Raw genomic sequence first — 17,790 nt, 5'->3', positions numbered from 1 at the left:
AGCGGCGCGGAAACTCTGGCAAGGGAGGAAGCGTAACGGGCGGCATTGGGAGACGCGGGATGATACCAGTTCAGGGCATGCAAGGAAGCCGTGTGGCGGTTTTGGGGCTGGGGCGCTCTGGCCTCTCGGCGGCGCGCGCGTTGCAGGCGGGCGGGGCGGAACCTGTGTGTTGGGACGACAATCCCGCCGCGCGGGACGCGGCAACCGCCGAGGGGTTCACGTGTCTGGAGTTGTCAAAACAGGGTGCCTTTGACGGGATCGCGCGGCTGATCGTCAGCCCCGGTATTCCGCATCTCTATCCTGCGCCCAATCCTGTCGTCGCTGCAGCCCTTGAGGCAGGTGTGCCTGTGGACAACGACATCGGGTTGTTTTTCCAAAGCTTCGCCACCTCCGAATGGAACATGTTTGACATCGCCCCACGGATTATCGCCGTGACAGGATCAAACGGGAAATCCACGACCTCGGCCCTGATCCATCACATATTGGAGCATGCGGGCCGCAACAGCCAGCTTGCGGGCAATATCGGGCGCGGCGTGCTGGATATCGAGCCTGCGCCCTCGGGCGGCGTGGTGGTGTTGGAACTGTCGAGTTATCAGACCGATCTGGCACGCAACCTCACGCCGGATGTGGCCGTATTTACAAACCTCAGCCCTGACCATCTGGACCGTCATGCGGGCATGGGTGGATATTTTGCCGCCAAGCGTCGCCTATTTGCCGAAGGCGGACCAGACCGCGCCGTGATCGGTGTGGACGAGCAGGAAGGGGCCTTTCTGGCCGGGCAATTGAGCGAAGGGGCTGTGGATGACCGTGTGATCCGCGTGAGCGTGGCGCGCAAGCTGACCGGACCGGGGTGGCAGGTCTTTGCGCGCAAAGGGTTCCTGAGCGAATACCGTGGCGGTAAACAAGCGGCCTCTATTGATCTGCGCGCGGTGGCCGGATTACCCGGTGCGCATAATCATCAAAACGCCTGTAGCGCCTATGCGGCCTGTCGCGCACTGGGGTTGGCCCCGCGTGTGATCGAGGCCGCCTTTCATAGCTTTGGTGGCTTGCCCCACCGCAGCCAGACCATCGGCGAGAAAAACGGCGTGCGGTTTGTGAACGACAGCAAAGCGACAAATGTTGATGCCGCCGCCAAGGCGCTATCGGCGTTCAAAAACATCCGCTGGATCTGTGGCGGATTAGAGAAAGAGGGCGGGTTGGACGGGTTGGCCGGTGCCAGTGCATCCGTCCGCAAGGCCTATGTGATCGGGCGCGAGGCTGCGGGTTTTGCCATGCAACTAAGTGTCGAGGCGGAAGTTTGCACCACGATGGAGCTGGCTGTCACGCGCGCGATCACAGAGGCCGAAGAGGGCGATGTGGTATTGCTTGCGCCTGCTGCGGCCAGTTTTGACCAATATGACAGTTTTGAGAAGCGCGGTGATGATTTTGTACGGCTGGTGCAGGCGCATCTGGCCTAAGGCTCATCGCTGCCCTTCGGGCGCTCTTCGTCCAGACTAACCCGCATTCAGGTCTTCGGCTGCTGCCATGCCCGATGACCATGCCCATTGAAAGTTATATCCGCCGAGCCACCCTGTGACGTCCACCGCTTCGCCGATGAAATACAGGCTGGGATGGGCTTTGGCGGCCATGCTGCGCGCATCCAGATCGTCTGTGTTGATCCCGCCCAATGTAACTTCGGCAGTGCGGTAACCTTCGGTCCCGCCGGGTGTCAGCTCCCATTGGCGCAAGCCGTCAACCAATGCGCCAAGGCGTTTGTCAGACCAGTCGGCCAGATTACCACCCAGATCAAACAACCCTGCAAGATGATCGACGAGACGGGCGGGTAAATGGCGCGAAAGCTCGGTTGTGAAATTGCGCCGTCCCGCGGCCTGTCGCTGGGTGCGCAATGCCTCATACATGCCATCCGGCGCGATATTCAGATACACAGGCGCGCCTTCGGTCCAATAGGACGACGCCTGTAGCACAGCAGGGCCGGACAGCCCGCGATGGGTAAACAGCAGCGCCTCTTCGAATACGGGGCCATCCGCATGCACGCGGGCAGGGGTGGCCACGCCCGAGATCTCTGCAAAACGACCATCGGGGAAAGTGAAAGGGACGAGCGCGGGGCGCGTATTCGTCACCCGCAAGCCGAATTGCGCGGCGATGTCATAGGCAAAGCCCGATGCGCCCATTTTTGGTATGGATTTGCCACCTGTGGCAATCACAAGGCGTTTGGCCCGCATTTGGTGGGCGCCGTCGGGTGTTTCCAGTGTGAAGCTGTAGCCGGCATCATCCTGTGCCAGATCACTGATTGAGGATTTCAGGCGCAGCTCCACACCGCGTGCGGCCATCAGGCTGTGCAGCATGGCGATAATATCTTTTGCGCTGTTGTCGCAGAAAAGCTGGCCCAGCGTTTTCTCGTGCCAAGCGATTTTATGTGCATCCACCAGCTCGATGAAATCCCACTGGGTATAGCGCGCCAAGGCAGATTTGTGAAAATGCGGGTTGGTGCAGATGAACGCATCAGGATCCGTATAGAGATTGGTGAAGTTGCATCGCCCCCCGCCCGAGATGCGAATTTTCTCGCCCGCAGCTTTTGCGTGATCCACCAGCAGGGTGCGCCCTGACAGATGGGCGGCACACATCATCCCTGCGGCGCCTGCGCCAATAATCGCTGTATCATATTCCATGCCCTCAGGTGCCTTAGCCGCCGCGCGCGGTCAAGCAGGCCTTTGCGCGCAGGTATGGTCAAGGTTTTGTGATCAGGGTTGTGGGCAGGCGCTGCGGGAGTAGTCTGCGGCTAAAATCAGGAGACAATTCAATGACAGCATTACCCGCAGGTAGCCTCTTTCCGAAAACAGATGTCGCTGGAGTCTCAGGAGGCACTCTAACACTAGGCGCGCCGCGCGGCGGACATGACTGGCAGCTGGTGGTTGTCTACCGTGGACTGCATTGTCCGATCTGCAAAACCTACCTGTCGAAACTGCAAGAGCTTGAGCCTGAATTCAACGCATTGGGCGTGGATATTGTGGCCGTGTCGGGTGATCCGCAGGAAAAAGCGCAGGCAATGGTCGCGGAAAAGGAGCTGACCTTGGCTCTGGGGTATGACCTGAGCATGGCGCAGATGACTGCACTAGGGCTCTATATCTCCCAGCCGCGCAGCGCGCAGGAAACCGACCGCGCGTTTCCCGAACCGGGCCTGTTTGTGATTAATGCCGAAGGGGCTATTCAAATTGTTGATGTCTCTAACGCGCCTTTTGCGCGGCCCGATCTGCAAAGCATCGCAAACGGTATCAAATTTATCCGCGCCAATGACTATCCCATACGTGGCACGCACATAGGCTGACAGGCGGGGCAAAAGGGTGCAAAAGCCCTAGCGGCGCGCGCAATTTCGCGCTACACTAATCTTAGATCGTCGAAAAGACGGCATGACAGGCAGTGTAAGGCACGTACCCATGACAGAAATGGTCTATGGCGCAGTCCCCCATCGGGACGGCGAACCAATCCTCCCTAAGTGGTGGCGGACGCTCGATAAATGGGCTCTGTCCTGCATTCTGATGCTCTTTGGTGTCGGCATGCTGCTTGGCCTTGCCGCCTCGCCACCGCTGGCCGAGAAAAACGGATTTGAGCCGTTCCACTATGTGCAGCGGCAAGCCTTTTTTGGTGGTTTGGCAATGATTGCCATGATGCTGACGTCCATGATGTCACCCACGGTGGTGCGGCGACTGGCGGTTGTAGGGTTTTTGACAGCTTTCGTTGCGTTGATGTTTTTACCTTTCTTCGGCACGGATTTTGGCAAAGGGGCAGTGCGCTGGTACAGCCTCGGCTTTGCGTCTGTGCAGCCTTCCGAATTTCTTAAACCCGGTTTTGTGGTTGTAGCGGCATGGATGATGGCAGCCAATCTCGAGATCAACGGCCCCCCTGGTAAGGCGTGGTCGTTTGCCTTGTGTATCACCATCGTGCTTATGCTTGCATTGCAGCCCGATTTTGGTCAGGCCTGTCTGGTGCTTTTTGGGTGGGGTGTGATGTATTTTGTCGCTGGTGCGCCGATGGTGTTGCTGGTGGGCATGGCGGGTATGGTCGTGCTGGCAGGCAGCATTGCCTATTCCAACTCCGAACATTTTGCCCGCCGCATCGACGGGTTTCTCAGCGTTGATGTCGATCCGACAACGCAGTTGGGTTATGCCACCAATGCCATCCGTGAGGGCGGATTGTTTGGCGTGGGTGTGGGCGAGGGCGAAGTGAAATGGTCGCTGCCTGATGCGCATACGGACTTCATCATCGCGGTCGCTGCCGAGGAATACGGGCTGGTTTTGGTGCTGTGTATCATCGCGCTCTATGCCTCCGTTGTTGTACGCTCCTTGCTGCGGTTGGTACGCGAGCGTGATCCTTTCATCCGTCTTGCGGGTACTGGCCTTGCTTGCATGTTCGGTGTGCAGGCGATGATCAATATGGGTGTTGCTGTGCGCTTACTGCCCGCCAAGGGCATGACGCTGCCTTTTGTCAGCTACGGTGGCTCTTCGGTAATTGCCTCTGGCATTGCGCTGGGCATGTTACTGGCCTTCACCCGTTCGCGCCCACAGGGCGAAATCAGCGCGCTGCTGTCTCGGGGCAGGACGTGAGCCGCGCACCTCTTTTGGTGATCGCCGCGGGCGGTACTGGGGGGCATATGTTCCCAGCGCAGGCGCTGGCCGAAGTGATGCTGGAGCGCGGCTGGCGCGTAAAGCTGAGCACCGATGCGCGCGGTGCGCGGTATACAAGCGGCTTTCCCGACGCGGTAGAGATCGAACAGATGGCAAGTGCCACCTTTGCCCGTGGTGGATTGTTTGCAAAAGCGATGGTTCCGCTGCGCATTGCCGCGGGGACCCTCGGCGCAGCATTTGCGATGTTCCGCGATCGCCCTGATGCGGTTGTAGGCTTTGGCGGCTACCCTTCTATTCCGGCGCTCGGGGCTGCATGGATGATGCGCTTGCCCCGTATGATCCATGAACAAAACGGCGTTCTTGGCCGCGTAAACGAGGTATTCGCCTCGCGTGTTGACCGCGTCGCTTGCGGAACGTGGCCGACTACATTGCCGGACGGGATCGAGGGCGTGCATGTTGGCAACCCTGTGCGTGCCAGCGTGCTGGAGCGGGCCGGTGCAGGCTACATCGCACCGGGTGATTATCCGATGGAGCTGTTGGTGATGGGCGGCTCGCAGGGCGCGCGCATCCTCAGCGATGTTGTCCCACCTGCCATCGCCGCATTGCCGATGGAGATGTTGCGCAACATCCGTGTGAGCCACCAAGCCCGTGACGAGGATGGCACCCGTGTCGCGCAATACTATGCAGATAACGGCATTAACGCTGACGTGCAGCCCTTTTTCCACGACGTCCCGCGTCGTATGTCCGAGGCACAGTTGGTCATCAGCCGGTCCGGAGCATCTTCTATCGCTGATCTGACAGTTATCGGCCGTCCGTCTATTTTGATCCCCTTTGCCGCCGCTGCGGGCGACCATCAGGTCGCCAACGCCCACGGTCTGGTAGAGGCCGAGGCCGCCGTTTTGATTACAGAGGCGGCAGCAACCCCTGAAACACTTACCGAATACATCTATATGATCCTGTCTGATGGCGCTGCGGCCCTCAAAATGGCCAACAGTGCGCTGGCGCTGGGCAAGCCGGAGGCCGCGCAAACGCTGGCAGATATGGTTCAGGACATCGCACATAAGGAGCCCGCCCCATGAACGCCGCAACCAAACTGCCCGGAGACGTGGGCGCAATTCATTTCGTCGGCATTGGTGGTATCGGTATGTCCGGCATTGCCGAAGTATTGCTGAACCACGGCTATACGGTGCAAGGTTCTGACCTGAAGGCAACGCCAATCACGAACCGTTTGGCAGAGCTAGGGGCGAAGATATTCGAAGGCCAGCGCGCCGAGAACATCAGTAATGCGCAAGTTGTCGTGATCTCCTCCGCTATCAAACCGGGCAATCCCGAATTGGACGCCGCCCGCGCGATGGGCCTGCCGATTGTGCGCCGTGCAGAAATGCTGGCCGAGCTGATGCGCCTGAAATCCAACATCGCTGTGGCAGGCACTCACGGCAAAACCACGACTACAACGATGGTTGCAGCCCTGCTGGACGGCGGCGGGTTTGACCCGACTGTCGTGAACGGTGGCATCATCCACGCCTATGGCTCAAACGCGCGGAAGGGCGAAGGCGAATGGATGGTGGTCGAGGCCGACGAGAGCGACGGCACCTTCAACCGTCTTCCCGCGACCATCGCGATTGTAACCAATATTGACCCTGAGCATATGGACCATTGGGGCACGATCGAGAATCTGCGCCAAGGGTTCCTTGATTTCACATCAAACATCCCGTTCTACGGTGTCGCAGTCTGCTGCATTGATAACCCCGAAGTTCAGAGCCTTGTGGGCAAGCTGACAGACCGCCGTGTGATTACCTATGGCTTTAGCGCGCAGGCCGATGTGCGTGTGGTCGGTCTTCACTATAAGGGGGGCGTTGCGCATTTCGATGTGCATCTGCAAAACGAGGATATCATAATCAAGGATTGCCAATTGCCCATGCCGGGCGATCATAACGTGTCCAATGCGCTGTCGGCGGTGGCCGTGGCGCGGCATCTGGGCATGAAAGGTGAAGAAATTCGCGCGGCCCTTGCCGCGTTTGGTGGCGTGAACCGCCGCTTTACGAAAGTGGGCGAAGTCGACGGTGTGACGATTATTGATGACTATGGCCACCATCCGGTGGAGATCGCGGCCGTGCTCAAGGCCGCGCGCCAAGCCACAGAGGGTCGTGTGATCGCCGTTCACCAACCGCACCGCTATAGCCGCCTGAGCCATCATTTCGATGAGTTCTGTGCCTGCTTTAATGATTGTGACGTGGTTGGCATTGCCGATGTTTATTCAGCGGGTGAGGAACCGATTGAGGGTGCCGACCGTGACGCGCTGGTTGCAGGCCTGATCCAGCACGGTCACCGCCATGCACGCCGCGTGGATGGCCCCGATGATCTGGCCCGTCTCGTAGCAGAACAGGCGCGTCCGGGTGATATGGTTGTCTGTCTTGGCGCAGGCACGATCAGTGGCTGGGCCAACGGGCTGCCGGATGCATTGCGCGCGCTCAAAGGGGCGGCTGCGTGACACTGATCTGGCTTTCTATCGGCTGGGTTTTCGCCTCGGCTGGCGTGGCGATGCTACCGATCCGTCGGCAGTATTTTCCCGCACTTGTGCTGCTGCTGGCGGCCCCCGTCCTGATCATCATGGCAGGGATGCAGTACGGGTGGGTTTATTCTGTTCTGGGCTTTGCCGCCTTTGTGTCCATGTTCCGCAACCCTTTGCGCTATATCGCAGCACGTCTGCGCGGCGAAAATCCGGAGATCCCCGAATAATGAGCCTTTCTCTTACTCTTGCGTGTCTCTGGGCGTTGATAGCCAATGTGTTGGCCATGACGCCCAGCCGCGATCACCATTGGCGAAACGCCTATATTCTGGTCGCGATCGGTATTCCGATTGTGGGCTATGTGGTCATGCAGCATGGCCCGTGGATCGGGCTTTTGGTCTTGGCGGGGGGCTGCTCGGTATTGCGCTGGCCTGTGATCTATCTGGGCCGCTGGCTGCGCCGTGGCGGGCGCAACACCCCAGCGGAGTAATCGATATGTTGGTTCTTATTGTGGCGGGTCTGGCACTCTGGATGTTCGGTTGTGCTTATGCAGGGTATCACAAACGCTTTTTGCTGTTTTTCCTGATTGCAGTGGTTGGCATGACGCTCAACACAGTCTGGATGGTTGTGGGGCTGGATGCCCGTCCGTTCTCTACCCCTGCAATGACCGCCCATCTTGCCGCGATCATGTATGCAATATCGGCTCTTGGATTTGGGTGGCTTGCGGGACGTCTAGTGCGCGGGTTCCGCAGCAGCGGCGTTGACGACACATGAGCGCGCTTCCCACACCGCGTGGTAGACTGACCCCACAGCGCGATCTGTCCGATCTGACGTGGTTGCGCGTGGGCGGGCCTGCGGATTATTTGTTCCAGCCTGCTGATCTTGACGATTTATGCAGCTTTCTACGCGATCTGCCGCGATCGGTTGAGGTGTTCCCGATGGGGGTCGGCTCAAACCTGATCGTGCGTGATGGTGGCTTGCGTGCCGTAGTGATCCGTTTGGGGCGGGGATTTAACGGGATCGAGATAGCGGATGGCACTGTGACGGCGGGGGCGGCCGCCCTAGACGCTCATGTGGCGCGCAAAGCGGCGGATGCGGGATTGGACCTGACGTTTTTGCGTACCATTCCAGGCAGCATCGGGGGCGCTGTGCGCATGAACGCGGGCTGCTACGGGACCTATGCGGCGGATCATTTCGTCAGCGCCCAAGCCGTCACGCGGGCAGGGGAGGTTATTACCCTCACCGCATCGGATCTGAATTTCCAATACCGCCAAAGCGACCTGCCCAATGGGTGCGTATTGATCAACGCGACCTTTGCACCGCCAGTGGGCGACCCGGAGGAATTGCGCGCGCGCATGGCCGATCAACTGGCCAAACGCGATGCCACTCAGCCCACCAAAGAGCGCAGTGCAGGCTCAACATTCCGCAATCCGGCGGGTTTCAGCTCAACAGGGCAGGCGGATGATGTGCATGATCTCAAGGCGTGGAAGGTGATTGAAGACGCTGGAATGAAAGGGGCAATTCGCGGTGGCGCGCAGATGTCGCTGAAACATGCCAATTTTCTCATCAATGCAGGGGGTGCAACAGCAGCAGACCTTGAAGGATTAGGCGAAGAAGTGAGAAAAAAGGTTTACGATTCCTGCGGTATAACGCTAGTATGGGAAATTATGCGAGTAGGCGAAAAGTAAGCGTCAATTTGCAGAGGCTAAGCCGCAAAAAGCGGCAACCACTATAATAATGAGAGCCAGCAAAATGGCTCGGGACAATTGAGGCACTAGGGTATGTCGAGCAGGACAAACCCGACAGTGGCGGTACTCATGGGCGGACCCTCGTCAGAGCGCGAGGTTTCTCTGGACACGGGGCGCGCATGCGCGGCTGCACTGCGGGAATATGGATATACAAACGTGATCGAGGTCGATGCTGGCCCCGACCTTTGTGCTGTTTTGACACGGCTCAAGCCAGATGCAGTGCTGAACTGCCTGCATGGCCGTTGGGGTGAGGATGGTTGTGTTCAGGGTATCCTTGAGTGGTTGAAAATTCCTTACACCCACTCAGGTGTGCTGGCCTCGGCTGTCGCTATGGACAAACAGCTAAGTAAGGACATTTTTCGCGCCGCGGGCCTGCCTGTCGTCGAAAGCGTAATTGTCGCCGCAGACGAAGTGCGCAGCCGCCACGTGATGCAGCCTCCCTATGTGGTCAAGCCGAACAACGAAGGTTCCTCCGTGGGGGTCTACCTTGTAGACATCGAGAACAACGGCCCGCCACAGCTGGATGCGGACATGCCCGACACTGTGATGGTTGAAACTTTTGCGCCGGGTCGTGAACTGACGACTACCGTATTGGGCGACCGTGCGTTGACGGTAACGGATATCCTGACCACGGGCTGGTATGATTACGATGCCAAATACAAAGAGGGCGGATCGTCTCATGTGGTGCCAGCGGATGTCCCGCAAGATATCTTTGATCTGTGCCTTGAGTATGCGCTGCGGGCGCACAGTGCTCTTGGCTGTCGCGGTGTGAGCCGTACCGACTTTCGTTGGGACGAGACGCGCGGCGCTGACGGCTTGGTTTTGCTTGAGACCAACACCCAGCCCGGAATGACGGGGACATCGCTCTCGCCCGAACAGGCGCAGGCCACGGGCATCAGCTTTCCCGAGCTATGCCACTGGATGGTGGAGGACGCATCATGCGGGCGCTGAGACGCAAAGCCCCTACAGCGGGTCGCGCTGATCCTGCGCCGTCGCGTTGGGCGTGGCGTATGCAGCGCCTGATGCTAACGCCCGGTATCCGCCTTGCCTTGCGTGCAGGCATCCCCTTTTGCCTGACCCTGACCGCAGGCACGATCTATCTGGCAAATGACGCGCGTCGTGGCGCAATCCAGCAGGCGGTGGCCGAAGCCCGCGCCAGCATCGAGACGCGCCCCGAGTTTATGGTCAACCTGATGGCTGTGGATGGTGCCAAAGACGAGCTGGCTACGTATATCCGCGAAAGTCTGCCGCTTGATTTCCCGATCTCCAGCTTTGATCTGGATCTGGACACGATGCGTGCCACTGTGACCGAGATTTCAGCTGTCAAATCCGCATCCGTGCGCATCCGCCCCGGTGGCGTGTTGCAGGTAGATGTTGTGCAGCGCAAAGCGGTTGCTTTGTGGCGCAATGACGATGGTTTGGCGCTTGTGGACGAAAACGGTATCTACGTGGCCTCGGCCACCAGCCGTCATGCGCGCCCTGATCTGCCGTTGATCGCAGGCGAAGGGGCGGATGCCCATGTGGGCGAAGCGCTGGAATTGATTGAGGCGGCTGGCCCGCTGGGAGAGCGGCTGCGCGGGCTGGTGCGCATGGGCGCGCGCCGCTGGGACGTGGTGCTGGACCGTGACCAGCGCATCATGCTTCCCTCGGATGAGCCGCTGCGCGCGCTAGAGCGGGTGATCGCGCTGGAAGGCGCACAAGATATCCTGACCCGCGATGTGGCACGGGTAGACATGCGGCTGGCACGCCGTCCAACAGTGCAAATGACAAATGAGGCCGCCGAAGAACGGATGGCCCAACAGGCAGCGTTTAGGGCAAAGAACAAATGAACGATTTATACGACAGCCAGCGCACAATGCGGCAGATGCGCAAACTCGCGATGCAGCGCGGCGTGGTTGCTATTCTCGACGTCGGTAGCTCCAAAATTGCAGCCCTCGTGCTGCGGTTTGATGGCTCTGCGCGGCTTGAGGACGAAGGCGAGATCGGATCACTTGCTGGACAATCGGGCTTTCGGGTGATTGGTGCTGCGACCACACGTTCGCGCGGTGTGCGCTTTGGCGAGATCGCGGCGATGGGCGAGACAGAGCGCGCTATTCGCACCGCTTTGCAGGCCGCACAAAAGATGGCGGGCATTCGCGTGGATCACGTTATTGCCTGCTTTAGCGGGGCAGAGCCGCGCAGCTATGGGCTGGATGCCCAGATTTCGCTGGAACATCAAGTCGTCACCGAAGACGACGTGGCCCGCGTTTTGAGCAGCTGTGATGTACCCGAATACGGGGAAGGGCGCGAAGTGCTGCACGCGCAGCCCGTAAACTTTGCTCTGGATCACCGCAGTGGTCTGATTGATCCACGTGGCCAGTTGGGCAATGAGCTGAGCGTGGATTTACACATGCTCACCGTCGATGCCGCGGCGATCCAGCATTTGGCCTATTGCATCAAACGCTGCGATCTTGAACTCGCAGGGATTGCAAATTCTGCCTATGTTTCGGGCATTTCCAGCCTTGTCGAGGACGAGCAGGAGCTGGGCTCGGCGTGTATCGATCTGGGCGGTGGATCAACGGGCGTGTCGATCTTTATCAAGAAACACATGATTTACGCCGATAGCATCCGCATGGGCGGCGATCACGTAACGTCTGATATTTCAATGGGGCTGCAGGTGCCTACAGCCAACGCAGAGCGGATAAAGACATTCTATGGCGGCGTACAAGCCACAGGCATGGACGACCGTGAAATGATCGAGATCGGCGGCGAAACGGGCGATTACGAGCATGACCGCCGCACCGCCAGCCGCGCCGAGTTGATCGGCATCATGCGGCCGCGCGTAGAGGAGATTCTGGAAGAGGTCCGCGCACGTCTGGATGCCGCAGGGTTCGACCATCTGCCCAGCCAGCAGATCGTGCTGACGGGCGGTGGCAGCCAGATACCAGGGCTTGATGGTCTCGCGAGCAAGATTTTGGGCCAGCAGGTCCGCCTCGGGCGTCCTTTGCGGGTCCATGGTTTGCCTCAGGCGGCAACAGGGCCGGGGTTCTCCTCGGCGGTGGGCCTTGCGCTGTTTGCAGCCAATCCGCAGGATGAATGGTGGGACTTTGACATCCCTGCAGATCGCTATCCCGCACGTTCGCTGAAGCGTGCTGTGAAATGGTTTAAAGACAACTGGTGACCCCCATATCGGGTGTTGCTGACGAGATACGGTAAAAAGTGGCGAAAAATTGCCTATATTTAGCGCCAAAATGGCCTTTTTTACGTGACGACAGGCGCGGTGGCGTCTAAAGTTAATAAAATTTGGGACAAACGACCCGCGCGGTGCGGGCAAAAAAGAACAGGCGGAACCTTTATGACCTTGAACCTCTCCATGCCGGGACAAGAAGACCTCAAGCCACGCATTACCGTTTTTGGTGTGGGCGGGGCAGGCGGTAACGCCGTGAACAACATGATCGAGAAGAACCTCGATGGTGTTGATTTTGTTGTAGCCAACACCGACGCTCAAGCGTTGCAGCAGGCCAAGGCAGAAAACCGCGTTCAGCTGGGCATCAAGGTCACCGAGGGTCTGGGCGCTGGGGCGCGTGCCACAGTAGGGGCTGCCGCTGCCGAAGAAAGCATCGAACAGATTGTCGATCATCTGGCGGGCGCGCATATGTGCTTTATCACTGCCGGTATGGGCGGTGGCACGGGAACAGGCGCTGCACCGATTATCGCACAGGCCGCACGCGAATTGGGCGTACTGACAGTCGGCGTTGTGACCAAGCCGTTCCAGTTTGAGGGCGCAAAGCGTATGCGTCAGGCCGAAGAGGGCGTCGAGGCTCTGCAAAAGGTCGTCGATACCCTGATAATCATTCCCAACCAGAACCTGTTCCGTCTGGCCAATGAGAAAACCACATTCACCGAAGCCTTCAGTATGGCTGACGACGTTCTGTATCAGGGTGTCAAAGGTGTAACCGACCTTATGGTCCGTCCTGGCCTTATCAACCTCGACTTTGCCGATGTTCGCGCCGTAATGGACGAGATGGGCAAGGCGATGATGGGCACTGGTGAATCCGATGGCGAAGATCGTGCGATCAAAGCCGCAGAGGCCGCTATCGCCAACCCGCTGCTGGACGAAATCAGCCTGCGCGGTGCCAAAGGCGTTCTGATCAATATCACAGGTGGCGAAGACCTCACCCTGTTCGAACTGGACGAAGCCGCCAACCGCATCCGTGAAGAAGTCGATCCGGAGGCCAATATCATCGTGGGCTCCACGCTGGATACCGGCATGGGTGGTCTGATGCGCGTAAGCGTTGTTGCAACAGGGATTGATGCGCTGGACGTGAATACCGATATCCCAGTGCCACGCCGCTCCATGTCACGGCCGCTGAGCAATGAAGTACTGGAAGAGGCAACGCAGCCCGCTCCGGCACCTGCGCCAGAGCCTGCGCGCGCACCGATTGCAGCAGCAGCCGTTGCCACTGCTGAGGTGGTAGAAGAGCCGCAAACTCCAAGCTTCTTTGATGAGGCGCCCCAGCAGGCTGCGCGCACTGAAAATACGCGCGACATGTTTGAAGGCCGCCGCTATGAGCCGGTGCGGGACGTAGCAGATGATCTGCCGCCCCCCGCCTACACGCCAGAGCCTGCATCCTACGAGCCGCAGCCAGAGCAAATCGAAGCGCCGGCCGAAAGCTTTGTTGCGCCCCGCGCTCCAACGCCAGGCACACCGTCACCCGAAGCAATGGCCCGCCTGCGCGCTGCAGCCCAGCGTGCCGCACCCGCAGCCGAGCAGCAGCCCCGTGCAGCGGCACCAGCGCCGCAACAGCAGCAGCAGCCACAGGCGGCTGCGCCTACAGCACATGGGGAGCGTCCACGTTTTGGTATCAACTCTCTGATCAACCGGATGACAGGTACGCAAGAAGGGGATGCACAGCCACGCGCAGCAGCCCCCGCACAGCCCGCGCGCCAGCAACCGCCTGTGCAAAGCCAGCAGACAGCGGCTGCACCACAGCCCCGTCAGGAAGCCGATCCAGAGCAGGAACGCATCGAAATCCCGGCTTTCTTGCGCCGTCAAGCAAACTAATCACACTGATTTCGTGATAGAGAAGGCCGCCCTTGGGCGGTCTTTTTCGTTATAATTACAAGGTGTTGCCGCGTTCACGGCGGCGTTGCGCTGAATTGTGACAGGGATGTTTCAGTTGGTTGCAATGATTGATTTGTAAGCACGCAACCCACTTCGTATTTATGGGTTAATCAAGTGCAAACTTGAATCAAAACCCGAGGACGGCAGCGTGCAGAATACCGTAAAGACAGCGATCAGCTTCGCAGGCAAAGGCCTGCACTCAGGTAAACCTGCGACAGCAACAGTGCGCCCTGCGGCCCCCGGTTTTGGTATCTGGTTTAAACGTATTGACGTGCAGCTGGGTGATCCCATGATCCCCGCGCGCTGGGATGCGGTGAACCGTTCGCCATTGTGCACCAAGCTGGAGAATGCGGCTGGTGTGCAGGTTTCGACTGTCGAGCATCTGATGGCCGCCCTTGCAGGCTGCGGGATTCACAACGCATTGGTCGAGATTGACGGCCCCGAAGTACCGATCCTTGATGGATCTGCAGCCCCTTTTGTACGCGGTATCATGGCGCTGGGTGTGCAGATGCAGGCGGCTCCTGTTATGGCGTTCGAGGTGTTGAAAGAAGTCACCGTGCGTGACGGCGACGCCTCGGCCACGATTGCGCCCTGTGACACGCTGCGTATCGACTTTGAAATTGATTTCGCAGACGCCGCTATCGGACATCAGCAAAAGTCGCTGGTCATGAACAACGGCTCTTTCGCCCGTGAGCTGTGTGACAGCCGCACCTTTTGTCGTCAGGCGGATGTGGATGCGATGCAAGCCAACGGTTTGGCCTTGGGTGGTGAAGCAGGCGAGAATGCAGTCGTCTTTGACGGTGACGCGGTGCTCAGCCCCGGTGGCCTGCGCCACACGGACGAGCCTGTGCGCCATAAGATGCTGGATGCATTGGGTGATCTCGCGTTGGCCGGTGCGCCCTTGCTGGGCCATTACACAGGCGTACGGGCAGGGCACTCGCTAACAAACACCCTGTTGCGTGCACTGTTTGCTACCCCCGGTGCTGTGCGTCTGGTGCAATGTGACGGTGCGATGGCTGCGCGTTTGCCTGGTCATGGTCTGGTCTGGGATGAAATTCCAGCGGTTGCCTGAGCTGCGGATTAAGCTTGATAGAAAGACCCCGCCCGCAGCACAGTCTGCGGGCTTTTTTACAAAGTAGGAAATGGGCGTTTTGCACCGGTAAATAGTGTGCTAACACCATACCCAAACAGGAGGCAAACTCCTGAAATGTATGTGCGGTAAGAGAATAAGGATAGCCAAGGATGGGTTTTGGAAGGTCTGCAAGACGTCTTTCCGTCACGCTGGTGGCTGTAGCGGCATTAAGTGCTTGTGGCGGGTCGCGCGACGCGGGTCGGTTCACGAACAACTTCTTCAATCCGCAGGAAATCCCGCTTGAAACCTACACGCCCGAACAGATTTTCGAGCGTGGCGAGTTTGAGTTGAACCGCAAGCGCCCTGCCGAAGGGGCCTTCTATTTCGCTGAAATTGAACGACTTTACCCTTATTCGGAATGGGCCAAACGCGCGCTGATTATGCAAGCTTTTGCCTATCACCAAGACGCAGATTACCCCAATAGCCGTTCGGCTGCGCAGCGTTTCATCGATTTCTACCCCGATGATGACGATGCCGCCTACGCCGCCTATCTGCTTGCGCTCAGTTACTATGACCAGATCGACGATGTTGGCCGCGATCAGGGCCTGACCTTTCAGGCACTACAATCGCTGCGCCAAGTGATCGAGCGGTATCCCGATAGCGAATATGCGAGTGCGTCGATCCTGAAATTCGATCTGGCGTTTGACCACCTTGCGGGCAAGGAAATGGAAATCGGCCGCTACTATCTGCGCCGTGACCACCATACAGCAGCGATCAACCGCTTCCGTGTTGTTGTCGAGGATTTTCAGACAACCACTCATACGGCAGAGGCCTTGCACCGTCTGGTAGAGGCGTACCTGAGCCTTGGTCTCACGGATGAAGCACAGACTGCGGGCGCTATTCTGGGCCATAACTATCGTTCGACCGATTGGTATGAGGACAGCTACAAGCTGCTGACCGGGCGCGGGCTAGAGCTGAAATCCTTCGGAAACAACTGGTTGTCTTCCATTTACCGTCAGACGCTGAAAGGCGACTGGATTTAAGGTGGGCGCGCCCGTGCTGGGGACGGAAATGCGATAATGCTGCGCGGTCTTGATATATCCGACATGCTGATCATTGAGCGGCTGGAGTTGAACTTCCAGTCGGGTCTCAATGTGCTGACAGGAGAGACGGGCGCAGGCAAGTCGATCTTGTTGGACAGTCTGGGCTTTGTGCTGGGCTGGCGCGGGCGTGCTGATCTGGTCCGCCAAGGCGCGGCACAGGGCGAAGTGACCGCATGGTTTGATCTAGCCGAAGGCCATCCTGCCCGTGCGGTGCTGGCCGAAGCAGGCTTGCCTGGCGGGGACGAGCTGATCTTGCGGCGGATCAATACAGCCGAGGGGCGCAAAACGGCATGGGTCAATGACCGCCGCTGTTCTGGCGAAGTGCTGCGCGCGCTGAGTGAGACACTGGTTGAATTGCACGGCCAGCACGATGATCGCGGATTGCTGAACCCGCGTGGGCACCGCAGTATTCTGGACGCGTTTGGTGTGCTGGACAAACAGCGTGCCGCCGTGCGCACCGCGTGGTCGGATATGGCCCGTACCCGCAAAGCGCTCGCGGCTGCAGAGAAAATTCAGAACGAGATTCGCGCCGAGGAAGAGTTCCTGCGCTATGCTGTGGCGGAGCTGGACAAGCTAAACCCCGAAGAAGGCGAAGAAGCCGCGTTGGACGTCAAGCGCCGCACCATGCAAGGGGCCGAGAAGATCCGCGCCGATGTGGTCAATGCCTACGAAGCGATGGGCCAGAGCGGCGCAGAGGCGCAGCTGGCCGATGCGTTTCGCTGGCTTGACGGGGCGGCAGCGCGCGCCGAAGGGATGCTGGAAGAGCCTATGGCGGCGCTCAACCGCGCGATGGTCGAGCTTGATACCGCCATGGAGGGGGTCGTGGCGGCGATTGAATTCATGTCTTTTGATCCGCATGAGCTTGAAGACACCGAAGAGCGCCTTTTTGCCATTCGGGGCCTTGCGCGCAAGCACGACGTTCAACCTGATGAATTGGCAGGCTTTGCAGATACCTTGCGTGCCAAGTTGGGTGCGTTAGACGCAGGAGAGGCAGAGCAGGCAAAATTGCGGGCCGAAGTTGCCGCCGCAGAGCAGGCTTATGATGCTGCCGCCGCTGCTTTGACTTCTGCCCGTGGCAAAGCGGCTGCCAAGCTGGACAAGGCCGTCAGCGCAGAGCTTGCACCGTTGAAGATGGAACGGGCAGTGTTTGCCACCCAGATTACGCCAGAGAGCGAGGGGCCGGAGGGCCGCGATGCGGTTTCATTCACCGTGGCAACGAACCCTGGCGCGCCTGCGGGACCGCTAAACAAGATCGCCTCGGGCGGCGAGCTAAGCCGCTTTTTGCTCGCGCTCAAAGTATGCCTTACCCAAGGCCAATCGGGCCTGACGCTGATATTCGACGAGATCGACCGCGGCGTTGGCGGTGCCACTGCTGATGCTGTCGGGCGCCGTCTGGCCGCGATTGCACAAGAGGGCCAAGTGCTGGTTGTCACCCATTCGCCGCAAGTGGCGGCACTGGGTGCGCATCATTGGCGGGTCGAAAAATCGGTCACAAAAGGCATGACAACTACAAATGTAGTCCCCTTGAGTGTGGAAGAGCGTGTCGACGAAGTGGCGCGCATGGTTGCAGGCGATACTATCACCGACGCGGCCCGTGATGCCGCCCGCGCGCTTTTGAGCGCGTGATTGCTG

At 59.0% G+C, this 17,790-nt stretch carries 17 protein-coding genes; 16 read left to right on the top strand and 1 reads right to left on the bottom strand.

Going from position 1 to position 17,790, the window contains the following annotated elements:
• Window positions 1-59 precede the first annotated feature (59 nt).
• On the top strand, window positions 60-1,457 hold the full coding sequence (murD, locus tag Q0903_RS14790) for a UDP-N-acetylmuramoyl-L-alanine--D-glutamate ligase (protein WP_299416704.1): 1,398 nt from the start codon (window positions 60-62) through the stop codon (window positions 1,455-1,457).
• A 36-nt stretch (window positions 1,458-1,493) separates the two neighbouring features.
• Here the strand turns inward: murD and Q0903_RS14785 are convergent, their stop codons facing one another.
• The gene (locus Q0903_RS14785) at window positions 1,494-2,669 is read right to left on the bottom strand and encodes an aminoacetone oxidase family FAD-binding enzyme (RefSeq protein ID WP_299416702.1); all 1,176 of its coding nucleotides are present in this window, start codon (window positions 2,667-2,669) and stop codon (window positions 1,494-1,496) included.
• Window positions 2,670-2,800: 131 nt separating this feature from the next.
• On the opposite strand from Q0903_RS14785, the gene Q0903_RS14780 reads away from it, so the two are divergent.
• The 15 genes from Q0903_RS14780 (at window position 2,801) to recN (ending at window position 17,784) form a co-directional block, all read left to right on the top strand.
• Complete coding sequence (locus Q0903_RS14780; RefSeq protein WP_299416700.1) at window positions 2,801-3,325, top strand: peroxiredoxin-like family protein; 525 nt, start codon at window positions 2,801-2,803, stop codon at window positions 3,323-3,325.
• Window positions 3,326-3,434: 109 nt separating this feature from the next.
• Complete coding sequence (ftsW, locus tag Q0903_RS14775) at window positions 3,435-4,601, top strand: putative lipid II flippase FtsW (RefSeq protein WP_299023881.1); 1,167 nt, start codon at window positions 3,435-3,437, stop codon at window positions 4,599-4,601.
• Window positions 4,598-5,701 carry a UDP-N-acetylglucosamine--N-acetylmuramyl-(pentapeptide) pyrophosphoryl-undecaprenol N-acetylglucosamine transferase gene (locus tag Q0903_RS14770; RefSeq protein WP_299416698.1) on the top strand — a complete coding sequence of 368 codons (1,104 nt, stop codon included), beginning with the start codon at window positions 4,598-4,600 and terminating at the stop codon, window positions 5,699-5,701. Before ftsW ends, Q0903_RS14770 begins: the two co-directional genes overlap by 4 nt.
• Entirely contained in the window at window positions 5,698-7,113 is a 1,416-nt protein-coding gene (murC, locus tag Q0903_RS14765) for a UDP-N-acetylmuramate--L-alanine ligase (protein ID WP_299023879.1), read from the top strand. The genes Q0903_RS14770 and murC overlap by 4 nt, the downstream gene beginning before the upstream one ends.
• Window positions 7,110-7,361 carry a DUF2484 family protein gene (locus Q0903_RS14760; protein ID WP_299416695.1) on the top strand — a complete coding sequence of 84 codons (252 nt, stop codon included), beginning with the start codon at window positions 7,110-7,112 and terminating at the stop codon, window positions 7,359-7,361. The genes murC and Q0903_RS14760 overlap by 4 nt, the downstream gene beginning before the upstream one ends.
• Window positions 7,361-7,621: a DUF2484 family protein gene (locus tag Q0903_RS14755; RefSeq protein ID WP_299023877.1), complete on the top strand. Its 261-nt coding sequence runs from the start codon at window positions 7,361-7,363 to the stop codon at window positions 7,619-7,621. Before Q0903_RS14760 ends, Q0903_RS14755 begins: the two co-directional genes overlap by 1 nt.
• Before the next feature lie 5 nt (window positions 7,622-7,626).
• A complete protein-coding gene (locus Q0903_RS14750; protein WP_299416693.1) occupies window positions 7,627-7,905 on the top strand; it encodes a hypothetical protein in 279 nt (92 codons plus the stop codon).
• Window positions 7,902-8,819, top strand: a complete 918-nt coding sequence (gene murB / locus Q0903_RS14745) for a UDP-N-acetylmuramate dehydrogenase (RefSeq protein ID WP_299416691.1) — start codon at window positions 7,902-7,904, stop codon at window positions 8,817-8,819. The genes Q0903_RS14750 and murB overlap by 4 nt, the downstream gene beginning before the upstream one ends.
• 129 nt (window positions 8,820-8,948) lie before the next feature.
• Window positions 8,949-9,830 (top strand): D-alanine--D-alanine ligase, encoded by an 882-nt coding sequence (locus Q0903_RS14740; protein ID WP_299416793.1) that lies wholly within the window; start codon window positions 8,949-8,951, stop codon window positions 9,828-9,830.
• The gene (locus tag Q0903_RS14735; protein ID WP_299023874.1) at window positions 9,818-10,708 is read left to right on the top strand and encodes a cell division protein FtsQ/DivIB; all 891 of its coding nucleotides are present in this window, start codon (window positions 9,818-9,820) and stop codon (window positions 10,706-10,708) included. Before Q0903_RS14740 ends, Q0903_RS14735 begins: the two co-directional genes overlap by 13 nt.
• Window positions 10,705-12,039, top strand: a complete 1,335-nt coding sequence (ftsA, locus tag Q0903_RS14730) for a cell division protein FtsA (RefSeq protein WP_299023873.1) — start codon at window positions 10,705-10,707, stop codon at window positions 12,037-12,039. Before Q0903_RS14735 ends, ftsA begins: the two co-directional genes overlap by 4 nt.
• Window positions 12,040-12,213: 174 nt before the next feature.
• A complete protein-coding gene (gene ftsZ, locus Q0903_RS14725; protein WP_299416689.1) occupies window positions 12,214-13,923 on the top strand; it encodes a cell division protein FtsZ in 1,710 nt (569 codons plus the stop codon).
• A 208-nt stretch (window positions 13,924-14,131) separates the two neighbouring features.
• A complete protein-coding gene (lpxC, locus tag Q0903_RS14720) occupies window positions 14,132-15,055 on the top strand; it encodes a UDP-3-O-acyl-N-acetylglucosamine deacetylase (RefSeq protein WP_299023871.1) in 924 nt (307 codons plus the stop codon).
• A gap of 170 nt (window positions 15,056-15,225) precedes the next feature.
• Window positions 15,226-16,098 carry an outer membrane protein assembly factor BamD gene (locus Q0903_RS14715; RefSeq protein ID WP_299023870.1) on the top strand — a complete coding sequence of 291 codons (873 nt, stop codon included), beginning with the start codon at window positions 15,226-15,228 and terminating at the stop codon, window positions 16,096-16,098.
• Window positions 16,099-16,134: 36 nt separating this feature from the next.
• Window positions 16,135-17,784: a DNA repair protein RecN gene (gene recN / locus Q0903_RS14710; RefSeq protein ID WP_299416686.1), complete on the top strand. Its 1,650-nt coding sequence runs from the start codon at window positions 16,135-16,137 to the stop codon at window positions 17,782-17,784.
• Window positions 17,785-17,790 lie beyond the last annotated feature (6 nt).

This window comes from uncultured Sulfitobacter sp. (assembly GCF_947502895.1).
Classification (GTDB): Bacteria; Pseudomonadota; Alphaproteobacteria; order Rhodobacterales; family Rhodobacteraceae; genus Sulfitobacter.
The sequence above is the reverse complement of the archived record's forward strand: the minus strand, read 5'-3'. Positions and strand labels throughout refer to the sequence as shown.

What these genes read in the sequence shown, in the direction of transcription:
- murD (WP_299416704.1), top strand. Translation starts at nt 60, where the DNA reads ATGATACCAGTTCAGGGCATGCAAGGAAGCCGTGTGGCGGTTTTGGGG.
- Q0903_RS14785 (WP_299416702.1), bottom strand. Translation starts at nt 2,669, where the DNA reads ATGGAATATGATACAGCGATTATTGGCGCAGGCGCCGCAGGGATGATG.
- Q0903_RS14780 (WP_299416700.1), top strand. Translation starts at nt 2,801, where the DNA reads ATGACAGCATTACCCGCAGGTAGCCTCTTTCCGAAAACAGATGTCGCT.
- ftsW (WP_299023881.1), top strand. Translation starts at nt 3,435, where the DNA reads ATGACAGAAATGGTCTATGGCGCAGTCCCCCATCGGGACGGCGAACCA.
- murC (WP_299023879.1), top strand. Translation starts at nt 5,698, where the DNA reads ATGAACGCCGCAACCAAACTGCCCGGAGACGTGGGCGCAATTCATTTC.
- Q0903_RS14755 (WP_299023877.1), top strand. Translation starts at nt 7,361, where the DNA reads ATGAGCCTTTCTCTTACTCTTGCGTGTCTCTGGGCGTTGATAGCCAAT.
- Q0903_RS14750 (WP_299416693.1), top strand. Translation starts at nt 7,627, where the DNA reads ATGTTGGTTCTTATTGTGGCGGGTCTGGCACTCTGGATGTTCGGTTGT.
- murB (WP_299416691.1), top strand. Translation starts at nt 7,902, where the DNA reads ATGAGCGCGCTTCCCACACCGCGTGGTAGACTGACCCCACAGCGCGAT.
- Q0903_RS14740 (WP_299416793.1), top strand. Translation starts at nt 8,949, where the DNA reads ATGGGCGGACCCTCGTCAGAGCGCGAGGTTTCTCTGGACACGGGGCGC.
- Q0903_RS14735 (WP_299023874.1), top strand. Translation starts at nt 9,818, where the DNA reads ATGCGGGCGCTGAGACGCAAAGCCCCTACAGCGGGTCGCGCTGATCCT.
- ftsA (WP_299023873.1), top strand. Translation starts at nt 10,705, where the DNA reads ATGAACGATTTATACGACAGCCAGCGCACAATGCGGCAGATGCGCAAA.
- ftsZ (WP_299416689.1), top strand. Translation starts at nt 12,214, where the DNA reads ATGACCTTGAACCTCTCCATGCCGGGACAAGAAGACCTCAAGCCACGC.
- Q0903_RS14715 (WP_299023870.1), top strand. Translation starts at nt 15,226, where the DNA reads ATGGGTTTTGGAAGGTCTGCAAGACGTCTTTCCGTCACGCTGGTGGCT.
- recN (WP_299416686.1), top strand. Translation starts at nt 16,135, where the DNA reads ATGCTGCGCGGTCTTGATATATCCGACATGCTGATCATTGAGCGGCTG.